Origin of the sequence: Gottfriedia luciferensis, from assembly GCF_002156865.1 — a bacterium.
Taxonomy (GTDB): Bacteria; Bacillota; Bacilli; order Bacillales; family Bacillaceae_G; genus Gottfriedia; species Gottfriedia luciferensis.
The window spans coordinates 22,057-40,071 of the sequence record NZ_NCTA01000004.1; the positions used below are offsets into that span (position 1 = coordinate 22,057).

General features: G+C 31.4%; 18 protein-coding genes and 2 pseudogenes. 3 read left to right on the top strand and 17 right to left on the bottom strand.

Going from position 1 to position 18,015, the window contains the following annotated elements:
- Positions 1-110: 110 nt before the first annotated feature.
- From B7R67_RS04705 to B7R67_RS04750, 12 genes and pseudogenes are all read right to left on the bottom strand, one after another.
- A complete protein-coding gene (locus B7R67_RS04705; RefSeq protein WP_088068043.1) occupies positions 111-1,052 on the bottom strand; it encodes a WD40 repeat domain-containing protein in 942 nt (313 codons plus the stop codon).
- Between the two features lie 309 nt (positions 1,053-1,361).
- Entirely contained in the window at positions 1,362-1,577 is a 216-nt protein-coding gene (locus tag B7R67_RS04710) for a hypothetical protein (RefSeq protein WP_088068044.1), read from the bottom strand.
- Positions 1,578-1,631: 54 nt separating this feature from the next.
- Complete coding sequence (locus B7R67_RS04715) at positions 1,632-1,844, bottom strand: hypothetical protein (protein ID WP_088068046.1); 213 nt, start codon at positions 1,842-1,844, stop codon at positions 1,632-1,634.
- A 277-nt stretch (positions 1,845-2,121) separates the two neighbouring features.
- On the bottom strand, positions 2,122-2,580 hold the full coding sequence (locus B7R67_RS04720; protein WP_088068048.1) for a GNAT family N-acetyltransferase: 459 nt from the start codon (positions 2,578-2,580) through the stop codon (positions 2,122-2,124).
- Positions 2,581-2,778: 198 nt separating this feature from the next.
- The gene (locus tag B7R67_RS22630; RefSeq protein WP_268875998.1) at positions 2,779-2,913 is read right to left on the bottom strand and encodes a hypothetical protein; all 135 of its coding nucleotides are present in this window, start codon (positions 2,911-2,913) and stop codon (positions 2,779-2,781) included.
- A gap of 218 nt (positions 2,914-3,131) precedes the next feature.
- Positions 3,132-3,383 (bottom strand): annotated as a pseudogene (locus B7R67_RS04725) (GNAT family N-acetyltransferase); the annotation flags it as partial.
- Positions 3,384-3,514: 131 nt separating this feature from the next.
- The gene (locus B7R67_RS04730; RefSeq protein WP_088068050.1) at positions 3,515-3,709 is read right to left on the bottom strand and encodes a hypothetical protein; all 195 of its coding nucleotides are present in this window, start codon (positions 3,707-3,709) and stop codon (positions 3,515-3,517) included.
- Positions 3,710-4,128: 419 nt separating this feature from the next.
- Entirely contained in the window at positions 4,129-4,254 is a 126-nt protein-coding gene (locus tag B7R67_RS22635; protein ID WP_268875999.1) for a hypothetical protein, read from the bottom strand.
- Between the two features lie 187 nt (positions 4,255-4,441).
- On the bottom strand, positions 4,442-5,011 hold the full coding sequence (locus B7R67_RS04735; RefSeq protein WP_088068052.1) for a GNAT family N-acetyltransferase: 570 nt from the start codon (positions 5,009-5,011) through the stop codon (positions 4,442-4,444).
- 256 nt (positions 5,012-5,267) lie between these two features.
- A complete protein-coding gene (locus B7R67_RS04740) occupies positions 5,268-6,518 on the bottom strand; it encodes a LytS/YhcK type 5TM receptor domain-containing protein (protein ID WP_088068054.1) in 1,251 nt (416 codons plus the stop codon).
- Between the two features lie 266 nt (positions 6,519-6,784).
- Complete coding sequence (locus B7R67_RS04745; RefSeq protein WP_088068056.1) at positions 6,785-9,250, bottom strand: MSCRAMM family protein; 2,466 nt, start codon at positions 9,248-9,250, stop codon at positions 6,785-6,787.
- Positions 9,251-9,596: 346 nt separating this feature from the next.
- Positions 9,597-10,049 carry a hypothetical protein gene (locus B7R67_RS04750; protein ID WP_088068058.1) on the bottom strand — a complete coding sequence of 151 codons (453 nt, stop codon included), beginning with the start codon at positions 10,047-10,049 and terminating at the stop codon, positions 9,597-9,599.
- 279 nt (positions 10,050-10,328) lie between these two features.
- On the opposite strand from B7R67_RS04750, the gene B7R67_RS04755 reads away from it, so the two are divergent.
- Positions 10,329-10,688 carry a carboxymuconolactone decarboxylase family protein gene (locus B7R67_RS04755; RefSeq protein ID WP_088068060.1) on the top strand — a complete coding sequence of 120 codons (360 nt, stop codon included), beginning with the start codon at positions 10,329-10,331 and terminating at the stop codon, positions 10,686-10,688.
- Positions 10,689-11,017: 329 nt separating this feature from the next.
- Here B7R67_RS04755 and B7R67_RS04760 read toward each other — a convergent pair whose 3' ends face one another.
- The 3 genes from B7R67_RS04760 to B7R67_RS04770 all read right to left on the bottom strand — a co-directional run bounded on the left by B7R67_RS04760 (position 11,018) and on the right by B7R67_RS04770 (position 13,804).
- Complete coding sequence (locus tag B7R67_RS04760) at positions 11,018-12,358, bottom strand: S8 family peptidase (RefSeq protein ID WP_088068062.1); 1,341 nt, start codon at positions 12,356-12,358, stop codon at positions 11,018-11,020.
- Between the two features lie 329 nt (positions 12,359-12,687).
- Entirely contained in the window at positions 12,688-13,254 is a 567-nt protein-coding gene (locus B7R67_RS04765) for a dihydrofolate reductase family protein (RefSeq protein ID WP_088068063.1), read from the bottom strand.
- Between the two features lie 196 nt (positions 13,255-13,450).
- Positions 13,451-13,804: a hypothetical protein gene (locus B7R67_RS04770; RefSeq protein ID WP_088068065.1), complete on the bottom strand. Its 354-nt coding sequence runs from the start codon at positions 13,802-13,804 to the stop codon at positions 13,451-13,453.
- A gap of 531 nt (positions 13,805-14,335) precedes the next feature.
- Here B7R67_RS04770 and B7R67_RS04775 point away from each other — a divergent pair.
- Together B7R67_RS04775 and B7R67_RS22805 are read left to right on the top strand one after the other, a co-directional pair.
- A pseudogene (locus B7R67_RS04775) lies at positions 14,336-15,958 on the top strand (bifunctional metallophosphatase/5'-nucleotidase); the annotation flags it as partial.
- Entirely contained in the window at positions 15,959-16,702 is a 744-nt protein-coding gene (locus B7R67_RS22805; RefSeq protein WP_407920377.1) for an Ig-like domain-containing protein, read from the top strand. It abuts the pseudogene before it with no gap.
- Between the two features lie 291 nt (positions 16,703-16,993).
- Here B7R67_RS22805 and B7R67_RS04780 read toward each other — a convergent pair whose 3' ends face one another.
- Both B7R67_RS04780 and B7R67_RS04785 read right to left on the bottom strand, forming a co-directional pair.
- Positions 16,994-17,179, bottom strand: a complete 186-nt coding sequence (locus tag B7R67_RS04780) for a hypothetical protein (protein ID WP_088068069.1) — start codon at positions 17,177-17,179, stop codon at positions 16,994-16,996.
- A 103-nt stretch (positions 17,180-17,282) separates the two neighbouring features.
- Positions 17,283-17,789 (bottom strand): hypothetical protein, encoded by a 507-nt coding sequence (locus B7R67_RS04785; RefSeq protein WP_088068071.1) that lies wholly within the window; start codon positions 17,787-17,789, stop codon positions 17,283-17,285.
- Positions 17,790-18,015 lie beyond the last annotated feature (226 nt).

Sequence of the window (18,015 nt, forward strand, 5' to 3'; positions counted from 1 at the left end):
ACGTAGCTAGAATTATTTTCATTATCGATTTTTGTGTAAGCAATTTTATTATTATTTTTTGAGAAAACTACATCTTTTATATTTTTTTCATTTCCAATATAAGACCCCGTTTAAGCATTGAAAAACTTAATCTGATCATTATAATGAAGAATTATTACATTTTTACTTTCATCATATGAAATTTTATTTGGTAAATCATCATGAGTTTTTGTTGATTGATTTAGATAAGCATCTAGCTTTATGCTTGAAGGCTCAAAGTTTCGTTCTACATCTAATTGAATAAAAGGCGAATTGACTGTAGAATCTGATAGCAAATTTAATTTATTACCATCAGGACTAAATGATATCTGTTTAAATATGTGATATTTTTGGAAAGGTTTATCTATTGGTAGTTGATAAGGGTTAATAATTGTTTTTATAAGTTCATTCGTTTCATAATTAATAATTTCAATATTAAATCCGAATGCAACTGCAACTATTGGCTGAGTTGGGTGCATAGCCACTCTCATAACCTGTTCAGAATCTTCATATTTCTTTTCAAATAGGATTGAATTAGTTTTTATATCATAAATCGTTAATACATTTGCTTTAATAAGCTCAGTAGGTTTTGACGAATACGCAAATGCAATAATATTATCTTTATCCTCTTTAAAAGAAAATCTCGGAAAATAGTAAGGAAGTTTAATAATTTTTTCACCTGTATTATCAAACAACATTGTATATTCCCCACTAGATACTAAATAATTTCCATTTGGGCTATATGTTAAATAGTCAGTGTTATTATCTACTTCTAAATTTTTTAATAAAGTTCCTGTTTCAGTGTCATACATTCCTATTAGATACTCTTTATCTTTGTTGAAGTTTGGCCTATCTTTACCAACAAACATTGTCTTCCCATCTGGAGAAAGTGCAGGGTATGTACCGTACGATGAAAAAACTATCTGATCAGTTGTATCAGACTCTGCAAATACACGATTTAAACCATAATTAGGTGCAATACAATTTAAGAGCAAAAAACAAAGTATAATGATAATATTATTTTTCCTTTTCATAGAAATCTCCTTATAGTCTAAGTTGTCTTATTATTTAAAGTATAGTTTAAACATGGAAAAATTAATATATTAATAAATTAAAATAATAATTACATATTATATGAATTGCTATTTCGTAAAATTGATCACACTAACATTCAATACATATTGAATTTAATTTATTATGGCAGGCCCGCAGAGATAATGTTCATTCATTTTTTACTTATTAATGTTCAAAAATAAACATAAAAAAAAAGCCGATAATCAGCTTCTTAATTTTTCACTTAACTAATGTATGTTTAGTTGATTAAGGAAATTAAATTAGTTTTTTCATTTCATAAAAATTGAAATGAAACTAAAAATAAATGCACCGACCATTCCGATTAATGCAATACCTTTAGTTGTTTTACTTGCTTGTTTAGTATGTTTTGAAACTGAAATGACTACGATAAGCGAAACCATCAAAACAATTCGAGCATCAATTTGGTGAAAGAAATACAAAAAAACTGATAACAATATTGCGAATGTTGAGACTATTTTTCTCATTAATTGATTCCACCTTTATTTTACAAAGTATACTTAGAAATAAGTTTGACTGTCTTATTTTTTTTCGTTTGTTTCAGTATTAAATAAATCTTTTAAAGGATTATGATTAGAGATATTAAATAGTATTAACTGATAAAATAAACCACCAAGAAATAAAATCCACCCTACTCCCCTCAACACTATAGGTCCTTCAAATGTATTAAAATACGTCAATGTTACAAGTATTAGTCCAAATAATATGTATAAAGTGCAAATAAGATTTTTCATATTTAATCCTCCTTTAGTTATATAAATAATAATAATTTTATCATTATTTTATTTTTATTTTCTAAAGCAATTTAACCTATTTATTCCTATTTCTAATTGAACTAACCTGCCAAATACATAAATAAAAAAGCAGCCAATTGCTGCTTTTGATCTTTATCTAATGGACTCCGTTTTAGTTGAAGATGGATTGAATTTTATTTCCTACTTCTTTTGATCTAACTCAATCCTAAATAGTTGAAACGTACCTCAAGTTCTATATAAATCTATTTTTGGAACTCTATTCCATGGTTATGTTATTTATTAAAATAGGCATAGTCATCGCATATAAATCATATCCTTTTGCCCAATAATCCTGTTTTACCAACTGTGTCCTAAATCCCATTTTTTCAAAGAAAACATTTGCGAATTGTGATGTCCGAACCGCTATACTTGTTATACTGCTATTCATTTGAATTTCATCTATACAATGTTTAACAAGCTTCGAACCAACTTTTTTTCCTTTATAGTTAGGGTCGGTAAATATCCAAGAAATTCCACCAATGTTTGTCTCAGGAAAATAATAACCACAAGCTCCAACTATTCTTTCATTTTCAATATAGACAAAATATGTAGAAGCATAGTTTTTTAGATATTCTTTAAGGTCTCTAATTTCTGATGGATCAAAACTATCAGGAACATTTAGATTAAACACTTCCAAAACTTCTGGTAAATACTTATCTTCATATTGATATATCAATTTTTCCTCCTAAAATACAATATTTTAAAAATATGAAATATTGTTTAATTTTATCATAAACAAAATATACAAAAGCTAGTGTTTGGAAATTTTTTATATGTATATTTTATTCAGTGTTAGTTTACATAAAAAAGTTATCAGTAACAAAGATTCCTTTCACTGTTAATTCAACTAATGCTCTCGTTAATTCAATCAGTATTATTTACTACTTTTACTTTTTCTTTTGAAAAAATAGATTAATAAACCTAATAATAAAATTGGTGTTGTCACGATAATAATTGGCAAATATGCAGTTATGTAAGAAAAATATGAAGTTGATTCTGAAATCTGCATCTGGATTCCTCCTTCTTATTGAGAAATATTTATTGATAACATATTAAATACATAATATATAAATACCTGCATAATTGAACTAAAGCGTCATTGTTTAATAAAGAAAGTCGCATTAGCAACTAGTAAACTAATATAACTAATGCATGCGTTAGTTGAACAAGATTGTATTAATCTCTGTCTTAGATTCCTCTTCATCAAATACGAATTAAGGAATGAAATTACATATCATAAGGTTCAAGCTTCAAAATAAATTCTTCAACATCCTTGCCTCTTGCGTTTGAAAAATCCTTATCTTCAGAGATGATTTTAAACCCACATTTTTCCAACACTTTGATGGAGACGAGGTTATCTTTAGCGGCACGAGCATATAGCGGGCGTAACTTTATATACTTCAGAAACTCTGTCAAAGCTAAAGTTGCAATACCTTTACCCCAATATTCCTTCCCAATCCAGTAGCTTACTACTGGTTCAGACCCTTAATTTGGTCAACTATTATTCTATCAAGCTTTCATTTATTTCTTTTAAAATCTCTCTATTTATTTCATCTGACATTGTTCAAATTCGCATAAGTTGAACTGAAAACTCAATAATTTAAGTAAATTTACTTTCGAGTAACATTAACTCTTTTATTAACTAATTTATCAAATAAAAACAAGAGGATTCCGACTAAGATTGTTAAAGATAGTATGAACTCAAACTTGAATTTTTTAGAACCATTTACAACATCAAATAATGTAAGTCCATTTGAAATTAATATTGTTAAAATCAAAATATAACCATAAATTTTCTTTGCCATAAATACTCCTTGAATAAAGAATAAGACTTTTTATGTAATTCAAGAAAAGGTACTAAAGCATGCCTTAGCTGTCCACTTTTGTTCATTAAGCCTGTAATAGATGTAACTTGCATCATCAATTGAAAGATCTAGTTCCGTTGAAGCAATAATTGTATTACCTAATGCAATAATAGCCAATAAAAAAATAATTGCCCCTCCTTCTTTAAACTTTAGTTTATTTTTTGTATGAAGTAATCTTGTTAAGATTGTTAAAATTAAAAAGCTTGATGTAAATGCAATTATCTTAATGAATTATATATTTATATCACTGACAGCTTCCTTTAAATTATATAATTCTTCTCTATTTTCTTCGTTCTCTTCAAATACCGATTTATTCCCTTTGTGACCTAATGTCCAAGTGTACTCATTACCTTCTTTTGTTATTGAATACTCGTATCCCCTGCTTTTTCTTCACTAACAACAGAGGATGAACCTGCATCAACATTCGGAATAGGTATTATGAGAATTGAAACAGCCAGAAATAGCCAAATGAATATTTTTTTCAAGAAATTCCTCCTTCCATTCTTTATTTTACCAAATTATGGAAATTCGAGGAAAATTTCTTGTTGAACTAAATGTTTGCTTCGTTATCAAACTATCCTGCCAACTACATAAATTAAAAACATTTACTACATTAAAAAAGAGTACCGATTAGGTACTCCTGATCTACAACTAATGCTCTCGTTAGCGACATTAGTTCCGCAGTTTCTTTTCCCGTTTGTGTCCGATATAACTGCCTTCTTGCACATCACCAACATAGCAATATCCAAGCCCTTCATAAAACGCGTTAAGTTTGATGTTTGAAGCTTCACAGTCTAATCTAATCGCATCGACACTATTATCAAGTGCCATTTGTTCACATAAATTTAGTATCTTTGTCCCAACTCCTGGAACCTTAGTATCGCTAACAAGGTTGTGAATATAGTAATTTTTTGATCCATCCTTGTACCATCGCTTATCTTCTTCGAGCAATACAACCGCACCAACAACCTTACCAGTTAATTCATTATACATAACAAAAAGTTGACCTTCTTCAATTTTGCTTTTAAAGTAGTCTCTTGGGTAGGAATCGAGATAATTTGTTTTATTCCATTGATTTATGTTGTTTTTATCCATCCAGTTAATTCGCTTTTCAATAAGATGATATATTTCTTCTATTTCACTTGTTTCTGCTTTTCGAAAATTGTAAAATTCCATACTTGATAAAATCCTTTCCATATCCCATACTTTTTCGTATTTTTTATAGTAATATGACATTCTCATTCTTTAATTCTTCTATTAGCTCTTTGTGTTAAAAATTATACCATTTTTTAATGCACATTCTGCCCGTAAGTACATTAAAAAAAGCCACAAAAGTGGCTCTCAAACTTTAACTAACGCTATCGTTAGTTATTTCACAGTTAATATTATTTTTTTTCTGATTCACAATTGTTTCTTTATTATTTATCCATTGAATACTAAAAGGTTCGCTAGTTAAACACAATTTGCTAAATTTATCAATTTTACCAAACAATAAAATTTACTTATTAATTGGAAATACGACCTTGATCGTAGTTCCCTCATTTAGAATACTATCAATAGTCATTTTCCCTTTTAATGTTTGAATAGTCTTTAAAGCAACCATTGAACCTAATCCTGTTCCTTTTTCTTTGCAGCTATAATAAGGCTCTCCAAAGCGGTTAATTTGCTCTTTACTCATCCCAATTCCGTTATCTTTTATTATTACTGTCGCTACTTTTTTATCAGTAAACGAAACAATTTGAAGTTCTCCACCGTCTGGCATTGCCTCTATTCCATTTTTTATTATGTTTAAAAAACATTGACGGAAATGATTCGCATTCCCAAAAATAATTCCTTGCTTTAGATTATCTGTTATTTGCACTGAAGTCATATTTGCTAATGGTTTAATAATTTCGATTACATTTCTAATTTCACGATCAATAAAAATTTTTTCCTCTTTATCAGGTGCGGGTTTTGCAAACGCTAAGTAATCATTAATAATGGATTCTGCATTGTTAAGTTCATTCACTACATGATGAATATATAGTTCTTTCTCTTCGTGAGATAGCTTCGGTGCTTTTAGAAGTTCAACAAACCCCTTTACAACTGTTAAAGGATTTCTAACTTCGTGAGAAATACTTGCTGCAAGCTGACTAACTACCTCCATTTTTTCTAGCTTAATGATGTGTGACCTTATTTGAATGGTATCCATTAACACTTCTAAAAGATATACGGCAAAAAACACGACGATAGGAGGTAAAATTATAAAATAAAAAATATAGGCATCCGTTAAGACCAAATAGTTAGAAATCTTCAATGCAATGTATGTAGTTATGGTTTCAAGTAATAAAGTAAGAATAATAGAAGAAAGTAACTTGTTCTTCTTATTTTTCAGATTGAATTTTGTTGAAAAAATTGCAGTTGCACAATAGATTACAATATAAACAATTAATGTTAGAACGTTGAATCCATAGAGAGCAATTCGGGTAGCTAGTAAAATAAATAACAAACCTGCTCCAACAACCCATCCACCATAAAGCGTACCAATGAATAGTGGTATTTGCCTAAGATCATGAACACAATATTCATCTATATAAATTGGAAATTTCATACATAAAACTATCGGTAAACCCATGCATATAGTAAGCAATATCTTTTTATAATTTATTAATATTTTTACATTATCGTATAAAACAAAAAATATAAAAATACTTACTAATATGTAAAACAAATTATCCAAGACATTGTTATTAATATAGATAAAATCCATAATGGAAAACTCCTTATTAAAAGTTGACAAATTGCCGTTCTTAAGTATAAAGCAAAAATCTTAAATAAGGAACACTTTGTTTGAAAAATGGGACTAATTGTTTTATACAAATCTAGTTTACATAAAGCTTCTAAGAGGAAGTACCCCCCCCTTGCGCTTCAAGGTGTGGACTTTTATGATTTCTAGTAAAATACTTTTTGAATTAAAAAACGAGTTGCTAGCAACTCGTCTTCAAATACTATGACGTTCTCTTTTCTGTTACGTACTTATTCCACGCTTTGTCTTGTTCCATCTTCTAGGTGTAAGACCAGACGATCTACCGGCATTCCATTCATAATAACCTTCCCTGATTTTATAACAAACGGTTTGTTAAATTCTATATTTTCCATGGAATCTTCATTATATAATTCTACATTTCTAAGTTCATAGTTTCCATCTGGTAAGCGGAAATTATAATTACCATCATAATTAATCCAGCTTCCAACTAGATTGAATTCACCTACTTCATCTAGCTTCTTTACTGTAATATTTCCGTCCAAAACAATTTCTTTTCCATCATATACAGTACCCGTTACTGTTACAGGAGCTACGTTTATTTGTAGTGTATCTTGTTGGTTTGCATTTACGTATAGCTTCCCTGATTTAATCTCAAATGCCATGCCTGATTCAAAAGTACTTCCATCATTTAAAAATAGACTAATTACTTCATACTTTCCATCTGGTAAACGAAATTTAAATATGCCTTCCTCTTCCGTAGATCCCCAATAAGGTTCTTGAGAATTTTCAACAGAGCCAATGACAATATCTCCCAATAAAGGAGCACCATTTTCGATTAACATTCCTTGCAGCGTAACAGGTGGAAGATGTATATCTAACGTTTCCTTCAGCTGACCGCCAACAAATAATTTTCCATTACGTATCTCAAACGGTTTATTTAATTTCGCTGGTGTTCCTTGACCATCATATACTTCATCAACATTATACACACCATCTGGCAAACGAAGTGTAAATGTACCATTCTCATTTAACATTTTCCAGTAGTAACTTTGTTCTTCTCCTTCTCCAGAAGTGATCGCTACTTCTCCTTCATGAATCAGCTGGTCCCCATCATATACAACTCCATGTAAAGTAACAGGTGGAACCTCAATATCTAGCATATTCTTTAGTTGTCCATCTACATATATCTTTCCATCCTTCATTTCAAATTCTAAAGACATTGGTACATTTTCGTTATCTGCATACAGGTACACAAAATCAACTCTGTACATACCATCAGTTAAACGAAGTGAAAATTCACTATCTGCATTTGGATATGCAGAATATTCTATATCTTGATTTCCTGAAACAGAACTTACATACAATTCACCTTCGATTTGTTTACCTTGTTCTGTTAATCTCCCAGTAAACGTAACAGGTGGAAGGTTCACCGTTAATGATGTGACTGGCTTTCCTTCTTGCATTAACTTTGTGTTTTCAATTGTAAATGGTACATTCACAGGTGTTTCACGGTTTTCTTCAACTAACGAGCCAATACGATATTTCCCATCAGGTAGTCTGTATTCGAATTTGCCTAGCTTGTTAACTGGAATTGAGAATCCTTCTGTAGGATCTTCTGCATTTGCATCCTCATATCGTTCAATCATTAATTGCGCATTAGCAATATTATGAATCCCTTCACGTACCGAGCCTTGTAAATTAATTTTTGGAACCTTAATTTCTATAGAAGAAACTTGTTTTTCTTTTTGATAAATCTTTCCGTTTACTACCTCTAGTTCTACATACTGCCAAGCTTCAAAAGTTTGATGGTAAATGCTAACAAAGTATTGACCATCCTCTAGCTGTCTTAACTTAAACTTACCATTATTTCCAGTAATCGCGGCTTGTACAAATTGTCCATAATCTTCATCAATCATTTTCTCAACCATTACTTCTGCTTGACCAAGTGGTGCACCGCCGTCAAATACTAGACCTTCATGCACTTTTTTTGGTAAAGAAATTTCGATAGATGACTGTTTTTGATCTCCAATAAACACTTGATTGTTTTGTACGGAGAAATCTAACACCGACAAATAAAAACCGTCCTCTTGAGAAACACCGTAGATTTCGTACTCCCCATTTGGAAGAGATGCAGAGAACGATCCGTTCCCCTTAGAAGAAACAGTAAATATCTCTTCATCCGATGTCTCCCCACCATAGTTAAAAATAATAAGATCTCTTTTTACACCATGGTTTCCTTCTGTCAATACACCTTGCAAATTAGGGTTTGCTGTTTCCTTTTTTCGCTTTAATGTGTTTTTAGAGCTTTTTAAAGATATTACATTTTTATTTGTACCTTTTACCTGCCCTTTCTTTATAGTAAAAGATTGGCTTGTATAACTCCACATACTTGAACCGTTCTCCTTTACTGCCTTTACAACATAATCACCATCAGGAACACGTGCTATGAAATGTCCTTGGCTATCAGTTGTACCATTGTACCACTTCGTTGATTTCCCTTTTACTTTAAATAAAAATGCTGTGTTTCGAATTGCTTTCGAACCCTCTTTCAGTACTCCTTTAGCTTGGCGTGCTTTTAGGTTATGTATATCAATATTTAAGGTATTATTTTTCTTTTGCTGTTGTTCAACCCTACTTAAATTATCCGATTTTTTAGCGTAACCTTTTCCATTCCATAAACTTACAATCATAAGAAAAGCAATCAATACTGTTAATACCCGCTGCATTCGCTTCATTCATTTTCCTCCTAGAATTTATGTATAATCTATTGTAGTAGTACATACAGCTCTCCACTTGTTATGCATGTACCAAATAGTTAAATTCTTCATTAAGGTCCTCACTCCTTCAATATTAAATTGGGTTATTTTTGGCTTGATTTTAAAAGTATTAATAAGTTTTTAAAATAAAAACTGTCTTTCATTAGTGATAATTAACCCAAATATATGCAAATTCTTATCAATTTTTCAGTTACGTGTAAACTTTCTCTAATAAATGGAAAGAAAAAAATAAATAAAAAGCAGCCATTGGCTGCTCTTTCACTTAAACATATGCATGTTTTACAACATTTAATAAATGTTCTACTTATTTCTTTTTACTGCTAGGTTGCCAAATCTCTATGCTGCCATCTTCTCGCTCAGCAGTAATACTTAAGGAAGGATTACTGTTCAAGTAAAACCAGGCCTTTGAGTTGCTATTCTTTAACTTGATGATTTTGGCTTTTTTATCACCAATTAATACGTTCGTATAAATTGGATCATTTATGGTTCCACAATAGATATTCTCTTTCTCATTTTCATAGGACGAGATATTCCATTTATCATTACATCCTCCCGAAAACTTTAATTTCCAATCCTCACCTTGTTTAAGAAAAACTGATAAAGAAATCAATTGCCCTCTACTTAAACCATTTTCTAGTAATTTGTATTGATAGAAAATTGTACCAGTATTAGATTGTATATCTTCTGACAAGATAGTATATTTTTGAACATTTTTTTCTTTTTTCATATTCTCATTGAATTCATCTCTTAATGACAAATTATTATTACATCCTATAAGAAAAAAAAAATAAAACTAACTAAACTAGTTTGTTTATACAAAAATAGTCCCCCTATAATTACATCCTAATACTTGAGAATATTCTTTATAAGTTTGATTATTCCTCTTAACCCTTTTGAAGGATATCGTCATTTAATGTAATAAAAAACCGACTTTAAAGTCGATCATGTTTGGATATAAGTTATAAATTTTTAATATTTTTATGTATAACGCTAATAATATTACTGATTAACTAAATAGAAAAGGGGCTTTAATAATATGAATAATGAATCAAAAAACACTACACAATCAGCACTATTGAAGTATAAAGAAGGGCTTGGGTTGTTTAGTCAGAAATTTCCTCACTTTGTAAATAAATTTAACTCTTTTACAGAAGAATGCTTTAAAGAAGGGGCATTATCTCAAAAACAAAAACAATTAATTGCGCTAGGAATTAGCCTTTATGCTCAGGATGAATATTGCATCATCTATCATACAAAAGGATGTCTTGATCAAGGATGTTCTGAACAAGAAATTCTAGAAGCTATCGGAGTGACTGCTGCATTTGGTGGTGGGGCTGCAGTTAGCCAAGGGGTAACTCTTGTTCAAGAATGCATACACGAGTTAAGTCAAGATTAGAAGAGAAATTGTTGAAGTATGAAACATCAGTTTAATAGCATGTTGTTTGAAATGCACCTCAATTGTTAGAAAACTTAATTAACCATTGGAGGTGTCATTTTTTTGAAATAAATTTAGAATAGTTTTAAAGCAAGTTTTAATGATGTAAAAAATGTTGCAATAAGCAACTTATGATGTACAACTAAAGCAATCATCGCTAGTTGAATAACATAATTTAATTTCCTTCATTAACAATTGAGTGTCATTTTGCAGCATAAGATCAGGATTAGCTTATTCGCAAAGAAAAAAAGGATCTTTGTTTTAGATCCTTTTTTCTTTGATTTTATAAATTATTTTAAAGCATTTACAGCATTGATTGAACCAAATCCTGATTGACCATCGTAACCATTTTTAAACCAATCATCAGCTGAGCTTTGAATGATATGTTTTACTTGTGAAGGAGAAAGAACATCCTTACCGTATTTTGCAATAATTACCCCAGCTAGTCCTGCAGTCTTAGGAGCTGCCATAGATGTACCTGCATAAAATGCATAACCTCCAGGAACAGTCGATAAACATAATTTATTTTCTCTTAGCGATTTATCGCCAGTAGCTAACCAAGCTGTACCATAGTCACCACCAGGAGCGATTACATCGATTTTTCCTACACCATAGTTTGAGTAATAAGTTAAATTCTTCTCTTGTCCACTTGCAGAAACACGAATTAATGATTGGCTGCTTGGGCTTCTGTGTGTAGCTCCCTTATCATCTCCAGAAAGCTTACCAGGACTTGTAAGATCCACACCAGCATTTCCAGCAGAACCAACTACCGTTACACCATTTTTAATTGCATATTGAATTGCACGATTGAAGAGACGTACGTCAGCTACAACATCCTTTGTTGCATATTCAGGATTTTGGAACCAATCATATCCACCAAGAGACATATTAATAACATCGACATTGTCATCTGCGGCAGTCATTAAGGCATTTGCAATATCGGCTGTAGCTGCTCCACCATCTGGTCCAAATACACGATATGCAGCCACTTTTAATTCAGGACCGATACCCAACACTCTTCCATTACCAGCGATTGATCCTGCAACATGAGTTCCATGTCCATCTTCATCCATCGCACTCGTGATACCCGGAACGAACGACTTTCCGTACGCATAGTTATTTTTGATATCAGGGTGAGTATAATCAATACCTGTATCCACAACAGCTACAATTACATCTTTACCATTCGTTGACTTGCCTGTTCCACCTTGCATTTTCCAAGAAGCACCATTATTTGTGACTTGTTTAATATCCCATTGATATTGGTTATATAAATCATTTGAAGAAGTAGCAGCAAAATCTTGCATAGCTTCAACATCTACAGGTGCTTCAGGATAAATAGTATTTTCAACACCAGCGTTTAAAACAGCTGGACTTTTTTGGATATCATTTAAGAAATTTGGATTATCTGATTTGACCTCAATAACGCCTAAATTTGCTAACGATTTTTTTACTTTACCTCCAGCATTTTTCACTACATCCATATAGTTTGACGGTAAATTTGTTTCTGATTTAAAAACGACCACATAGTCCTTGTCCACGACTTGAGCTTGTCCAACATTAAGACTACTAATTACTGTAAAAGCACTAAATGCACCAGTTAAAACACCTGTAATCAATTTCTTTTTCATAATAACCTCCCGTTTTTAAGAATTTTCTAATAATTTTATTATAAAATTTTAATGTTTTTATCACAACGGGGAGATTTTGTTAAATTCTGTCTTTCCTTAGCTTATTTTTATAAACCTTTCGACAACGTAATGAAAAAACCTTATTCAATATTAATTCGAAGATTACCATCTGTTTCTTTTATGATTTCTATGCTCTTTCAATAGAATGACTACATAGAATTTAAAGATGACGTCTTAAAAAAACAATGTTGTTTCTTGAAGAGATAGAATATATTAATACACTAATGCTATACCTTATTCAAATTAATCATTACTAATCCAATTAAAATTTAATTCCCAATCAAATGATAGATTAGTTGAACAACACCGGAGCAGAAAGTCCTTGTATTAACTAGCTTTAAATTCAACCTCTTTTTTATATCAATAAACAAGGGTTTTCCTTCTCCCAATATAACAGGGTGAACTGATAATCTTAATTCATCTACAAGCCCTAAATTGATAAATGTTGTAATAAGACTTGTTCCTCCATATAGCCAAATGTCTTTACCAGGAATATTCTTTAATTTATTTATCTCATTAATAAGATTATCGTTTATGAATATTGCTTTATTATCAATCCCTTTTTGTGTTCGTGAGAACACATACTTTTTTTTACTATGTACTAAATCCCAAAATTCTTTATCATCTGGATCTTCAATTTCTGGAGTAAATTGTCCCCATAATTCGTAGCTTTTTCTACCATATAAAATAGTATCAATTTGATTTAAAAAATTAATAAAATCAATCTCAGGGTCCATGATGCACCAGTCAACTTCTCCATCTTTCCCTTCAATAAAACCATCTAAAGTAACTGCTAAATCTAATATTATTTTTCTTGGTCTTACATTAGTGTCCATAATCATTTCTCCCTATAAGAATTAAGATTTTGTTCTCCCTACTAAAATTTCAATATTTAAGAGCATTAGTTCCCTCCTATATCATTTAATCTCCTAACTCTATCATTACTATTTTTATAATTGTGATACTTCAATTTTGAAAGTATACCATATGACTAATACAACTATCACTTTCGTTAGTTGAAAAAGAAAAAATTCAAAACACCTTTGCATTCTCTAATATTAACCACATATTTATTTCATCGTAACCATTTACTTTTCCTGTTATTTTGTGATGAGGGTAAAGATTTTCAGGTTGTGAATTATCTTTACATTTAATATAGTCAGCGACTCCAATTACGTTTTCGGAGATACTTACTATTACACCTTGAGGATAAAAGACTTCAATCTTCCCTTCAGCTAAATAATAATGATGTTCCTCATCTTTTCGGTTAGATGCAATGTACCTGTTTTGTGTAACTGCAATTTGTTTTATTGCAAAACCATCTTCAATTTCAATATATGTAGTGCCTCTAATATAATCATCTTCCCAACTGAAATAACGCTTCATAAAGCTCATCCCTTCAGAATATTTTCTCACATAATAATACCATTTCCGATTGAACTAACTGCCAGTAATCAATAAAAAATGGGCCACATTTGTGACCCACGATCTTGAACTGACGCATGCGTTAGTTGGATAAGTTTTTTTGAATTAAAATACATTTTAATTTAACTAATCATTTACATCTGAATTGATATTTTCTTCAATTAACTCAAACGAGTTAACTTAGACTTTGAAATTACGAGTGCCGAACAATCAAATGCTTTTAATGTATAAAACAACCTCCATATCCTAGGTTTTTTTGTAATTTATCATTTCTATTTGCAATCGCTAGTTTACTAAGTGCAATTGCAATTGAATTTCTTATTCTATGATTCTCTGCTTTTTAAGTTATTTTATTAAAAAATAGTTAAATAATAGTTAAAAAAAGTCTATTAATCTATCTAAAATACTAGTAAAATATTCTTGCAAGACTAAATATTTTGTCGAAAGGTGGAAAAATGGGTGAATAGAAAGACAAAAAACATAAAGAGGCGACTGTTTAATGGTTCTCTAGCAGCAGCACTAGCCCTTACAGTGGCTCCTTTAAATATTTTTTCTCAATCTGTGAAAGCGGATACAAATGGAGACATTCATGTTCAATTATTAGGCATTAACGACTATCATGGTCAACTTGATACATGGAGATCTATTAAAGATTCAACTGGTAAAGTTGTTGATTACTCTGGTGGAATCGAGTATTTAGCTGCTTATTTAAAGGAAAGAGAAGCTACTAACCCAGCGAATACGCTTATGGTTCAAGCTGGTGACCTTGTTGGTGCAAGTCCTCCAGTATCTGCATTATTACAAGATGAGCCTACGATTCGATTTATGAATGAACTTGGGTTTGATGTAGGTACAATCGGTAACCATGAGTTTGATGAAGGCGTTGCTGAAATGAAGCGTTTAATCTATGGTGGAAGCAATCCAAAAACTGAGAAATACGAAGCAAAATATGGTAAGTTTACTGGTTCAACAATGGACTATGTGGTAGCAAACGTAGTAAATGATAAAAATGAACCTATTTTACCTCCTTATGTAGTAAAAGAAGTTGGTGGAGCTAAGATCGGATTTATTGGAGTTGTCACAACTGAAACGCCAACGATTGTATCGCCAAAAGGTGTTGAAGGTGTTAAATTTACTGATGAAGTAGCAGCTATTAACAAATATGCAAAAGAATTAACGGATAAAGGTGTTAATTCAATTGTCGTTCTTGCACATAATCCTGGTTCTTCTCAAGCTGACGGAACAAATGCAACTGGTAGAGTTGTCGAGATTGCAAATGCAACAGACGCATCTGTCGACGTAATTTTTGGTGCACATGATCATAAACTTTTAAACGCAAAAGTAAATGGCAAGCTTTTAGTACAATCATGGTCTTATGGAACAGCATTCTCGGATGTTGATTTAACTATTGATCCTGTTACACAAGATATTATTGAAGCAAAGGCTGAAGTTGTTGATACGCTACATAGCAAAATTACTCCTGATGCAAAAATTAAAGCTGAACTAGATGGTTATCAAGCTGATATCAAACCAATTACAAGTCAAGTAATGGGAGAAACAGCAGATATACTAACAAATGCAGCTAATGCAAGCGGTGAGTCTTCACTTGGTAACTTTATTGCAGACGGCATGAAAGCAACTACAGGCACAGATTTTGCATTCATGAATGCTGGTGGTATTCGTAACCCACTACCAAAAGGAACAATTACTTGGGGAGATTTATTCAAAGTTCAGCCATTTGGTAACGATTTAGTTACTATGACGATTACTGGTGAGCAAGTAAGAACTTTATTAAATCAACAATTCAATGCTCCACCAAACTATAACAAGATCATGGCAATCGCTGGTCTTCACTATACTTGGACGGATAAAAATGACTACGGTAAGAAAATTCTTGATATCTATCTTCCAGATGGAACAAAAATCGATCCTACTAAAGAATATTCAATCACTGTAAATAACTTTATGGCTGATGGTGGAGACGGCTTTACGATCTTGAAATCTGGCAAAAACCGAGTTACAAGTGTTGTAGATTTAGATGGATTTGTTAATTATTTCAAATCATTTAAAGGTCAAGTTAGCTCAACTGTTGAAGGTCGAGTGCAACTTTTTGAAGTGACTCCAGCTACTCCTGTTGTTGGTGAAGTGACAAACAAATCGACAAAGGTAAAAGGTACAGCTTTTGCTGATGCTCTAGTTCAATTGCAGGCAAATGGAAAAGTATTCGCTACAACTACTGCTTCTAAAGAAGGAAGCTTTACAGTAGACATTCCAGTTCAAAAAGAAGGAACAACAATTAATGTCATTGCAAGTGACGCTAGACTAAACGTAAGTAATGCACAAGTTAAGGTTAAAGATGTTATCGCACCAGCAAAACCTGTAATTAATCAAGTTGACGACAATGACTTGAAAGTTACTGGAAAAGCAGAAGCAGGTACAAAAGTAACTGTTAAATCTGGAAAAACTGTATTGGGCACTGTAGACGCTAACGATCTTGGAACATTTACAGTAACATTAACTAAACCTTTAAAAGCTGGAACTACTCTATCTGTAGTGACAGTAGACAAAGGTGGTAATACTAGCCCTACAGTAACTACAAAAGTAGTTGACAAAACAGCTCCAACTGCACCTATATTGGTAACAAAAGTAACAAGTACTTCTACTAGTTTAGTAGGAAAAGCAGAAGTAGGTTCTTCTGTACAATTAAAAGTTGGTAAGAAAGTTTATAAAGCAATTAGTAATAAAAAAGGATTGTTTACTTTCAAAGTTTCTAAACAAAAACATGGTACAGTCCTGTACTTCACTGCTGTAGATAAAGCAGGAAATGTAAGTAAAGTAACAAAAGTAACCGTAAAATAAGTAACACAGAGAAGAACCCTGAAATTAGTTTTCAGGGTCTTTTTTATTATACTTTTGTACATAAACTCTCTGTATATTTGAGCCGATCGTTGTTACACTTACGCATACGTTTGTTCAATAAGGACTGTATCCAAAAATAGCCCAAGGAAGCCAAAAAACTGACTAGGTAATAGTCCGTTCCCCTTCTTATGGTCTAAAGTAAATTTAATTTACCAGTTAGACCCAATAAAAAAATCGACTATATAGTCGATCATGTTGTATAACACACGCATTCGATAGTTGATCTAAGTATTAGTCATTTTTAAGTATGAATAAGGCTAAAACACCACCTATTAATGTAATGAACCCACCAAATATTCCAGCAACCAAACGATTATCCCACTGAATAAAATGATCTAATATTGTACTTACAATTGCATAAAAGACAGCTATAAAAAATATATGAGAAATACTCATTTTTCTATTTAACTTTCCCATAGGTTCATATCCACCCTCTCAAGACCTAAAATTATTTTCAAGTACTGCATGCGTAAGTTGCATAAGGTTTATATCCATCCAGTACACAATTTTTAACATATTGTTATTTCTGACCATTCCATTCATGCACCTGTTTCAATAACTTTTTATTTAATTCCTCTCTTGTTCCATTACTCAAAACGCGATTCACATATTTTTTTGGAAACATCTTCTTTACAGTTTCAACATACAATTTCCCATCTCTTGGTTCTTCATAATCTATTACTTCATATGATGAATTAGTTTTCTTAATCTTGATAACAGCAGGAACAACATAACCCGAGAGAATTGCATCTATTGATTGTCGGAATACTCCAAATGCTGAATTTATATAGAAGGTTGTAACATTTTTCTTCGTTTCTGTTCCAAATACGTGATGTACCTCAAACGCTTTTGTAGAATCTCCGTAATTCGGATCATTCGGATCATAAAATCGATCAATCAAATAACGTGTGATAACTTTATCCATATTTTTATCGTATTTCGAGTTGATTTTCATTGTATTTATTGCACAACCTACACAGATAATAAACAAAATACTTATAAGTGTGCCAATTAGAAATTTTTTCATATATATGTACCTCTTACTCTCATTTTTAAAAATGTAAATTTTTACCATTTTAATCTATTCTCTATAAGTTGTTAATATCCTTCAAAAGGTCTATCCTTTCTAATCAACTGCAAATTAGTACAATGAAAAATAGACTGCTAGCTGTAGCAGTCTATCGTTGTACAACTAACACTCTCGGTAGTTAAATAAGGTTTAAACATAAAAAGCACCTTGGATTTGAGAGGTG

Excerpts from the sequence above, each read along its gene's own strand:
- B7R67_RS04705 (WP_088068043.1), bottom strand. The coding sequence starts at position 1,052 with ATGAAAAGGAAAAATAATATTATCATTATACTTTGTTTTTTGCTCTTA.
- B7R67_RS04710 (WP_088068044.1), bottom strand. The coding sequence starts at position 1,577 with ATGAGAAAAATAGTCTCAACATTCGCAATATTGTTATCAGTTTTTTTG.
- B7R67_RS04715 (WP_088068046.1), bottom strand. The coding sequence starts at position 1,844 with ATGAAAAATCTTATTTGCACTTTATACATATTATTTGGACTAATACTT.
- B7R67_RS22630 (WP_268875998.1), bottom strand. The coding sequence starts at position 2,913 with ATGCAGATTTCAGAATCAACTTCATATTTTTCTTACATAACTGCATAT.
- B7R67_RS04730 (WP_088068050.1), bottom strand. The coding sequence starts at position 3,709 with ATGGCAAAGAAAATTTATGGTTATATTTTGATTTTAACAATATTAATT.
- B7R67_RS04735 (WP_088068052.1), bottom strand. The coding sequence starts at position 5,011 with ATGAGAATGTCATATTACTATAAAAAATACGAAAAAGTATGGGATATG.
- B7R67_RS04740 (WP_088068054.1), bottom strand. The coding sequence starts at position 6,518 with ATGGATTTTATCTATATTAATAACAATGTCTTGGATAATTTGTTTTAC.
- B7R67_RS04745 (WP_088068056.1), bottom strand. The coding sequence starts at position 9,250 with ATGAAGCGAATGCAGCGGGTATTAACAGTATTGATTGCTTTTCTTATG.
- B7R67_RS04755 (WP_088068060.1), top strand. The coding sequence starts at position 10,329 with ATGAATAATGAATCAAAAAACACTACACAATCAGCACTATTGAAGTAT.
- B7R67_RS04760 (WP_088068062.1), bottom strand. The coding sequence starts at position 12,358 with ATGAAAAAGAAATTGATTACAGGTGTTTTAACTGGTGCATTTAGTGCT.
- B7R67_RS04765 (WP_088068063.1), bottom strand. The coding sequence starts at position 13,254 with ATGGACACTAATGTAAGACCAAGAAAAATAATATTAGATTTAGCAGTT.
- B7R67_RS04770 (WP_088068065.1), bottom strand. The coding sequence starts at position 13,804 with ATGAAGCGTTATTTCAGTTGGGAAGATGATTATATTAGAGGCACTACA.
- B7R67_RS04780 (WP_088068069.1), bottom strand. The coding sequence starts at position 17,179 with ATGGGAAAGTTAAATAGAAAAATGAGTATTTCTCATATATTTTTTATA.
- B7R67_RS04785 (WP_088068071.1), bottom strand. The coding sequence starts at position 17,789 with ATGAAAAAATTTCTAATTGGCACACTTATAAGTATTTTGTTTATTATC.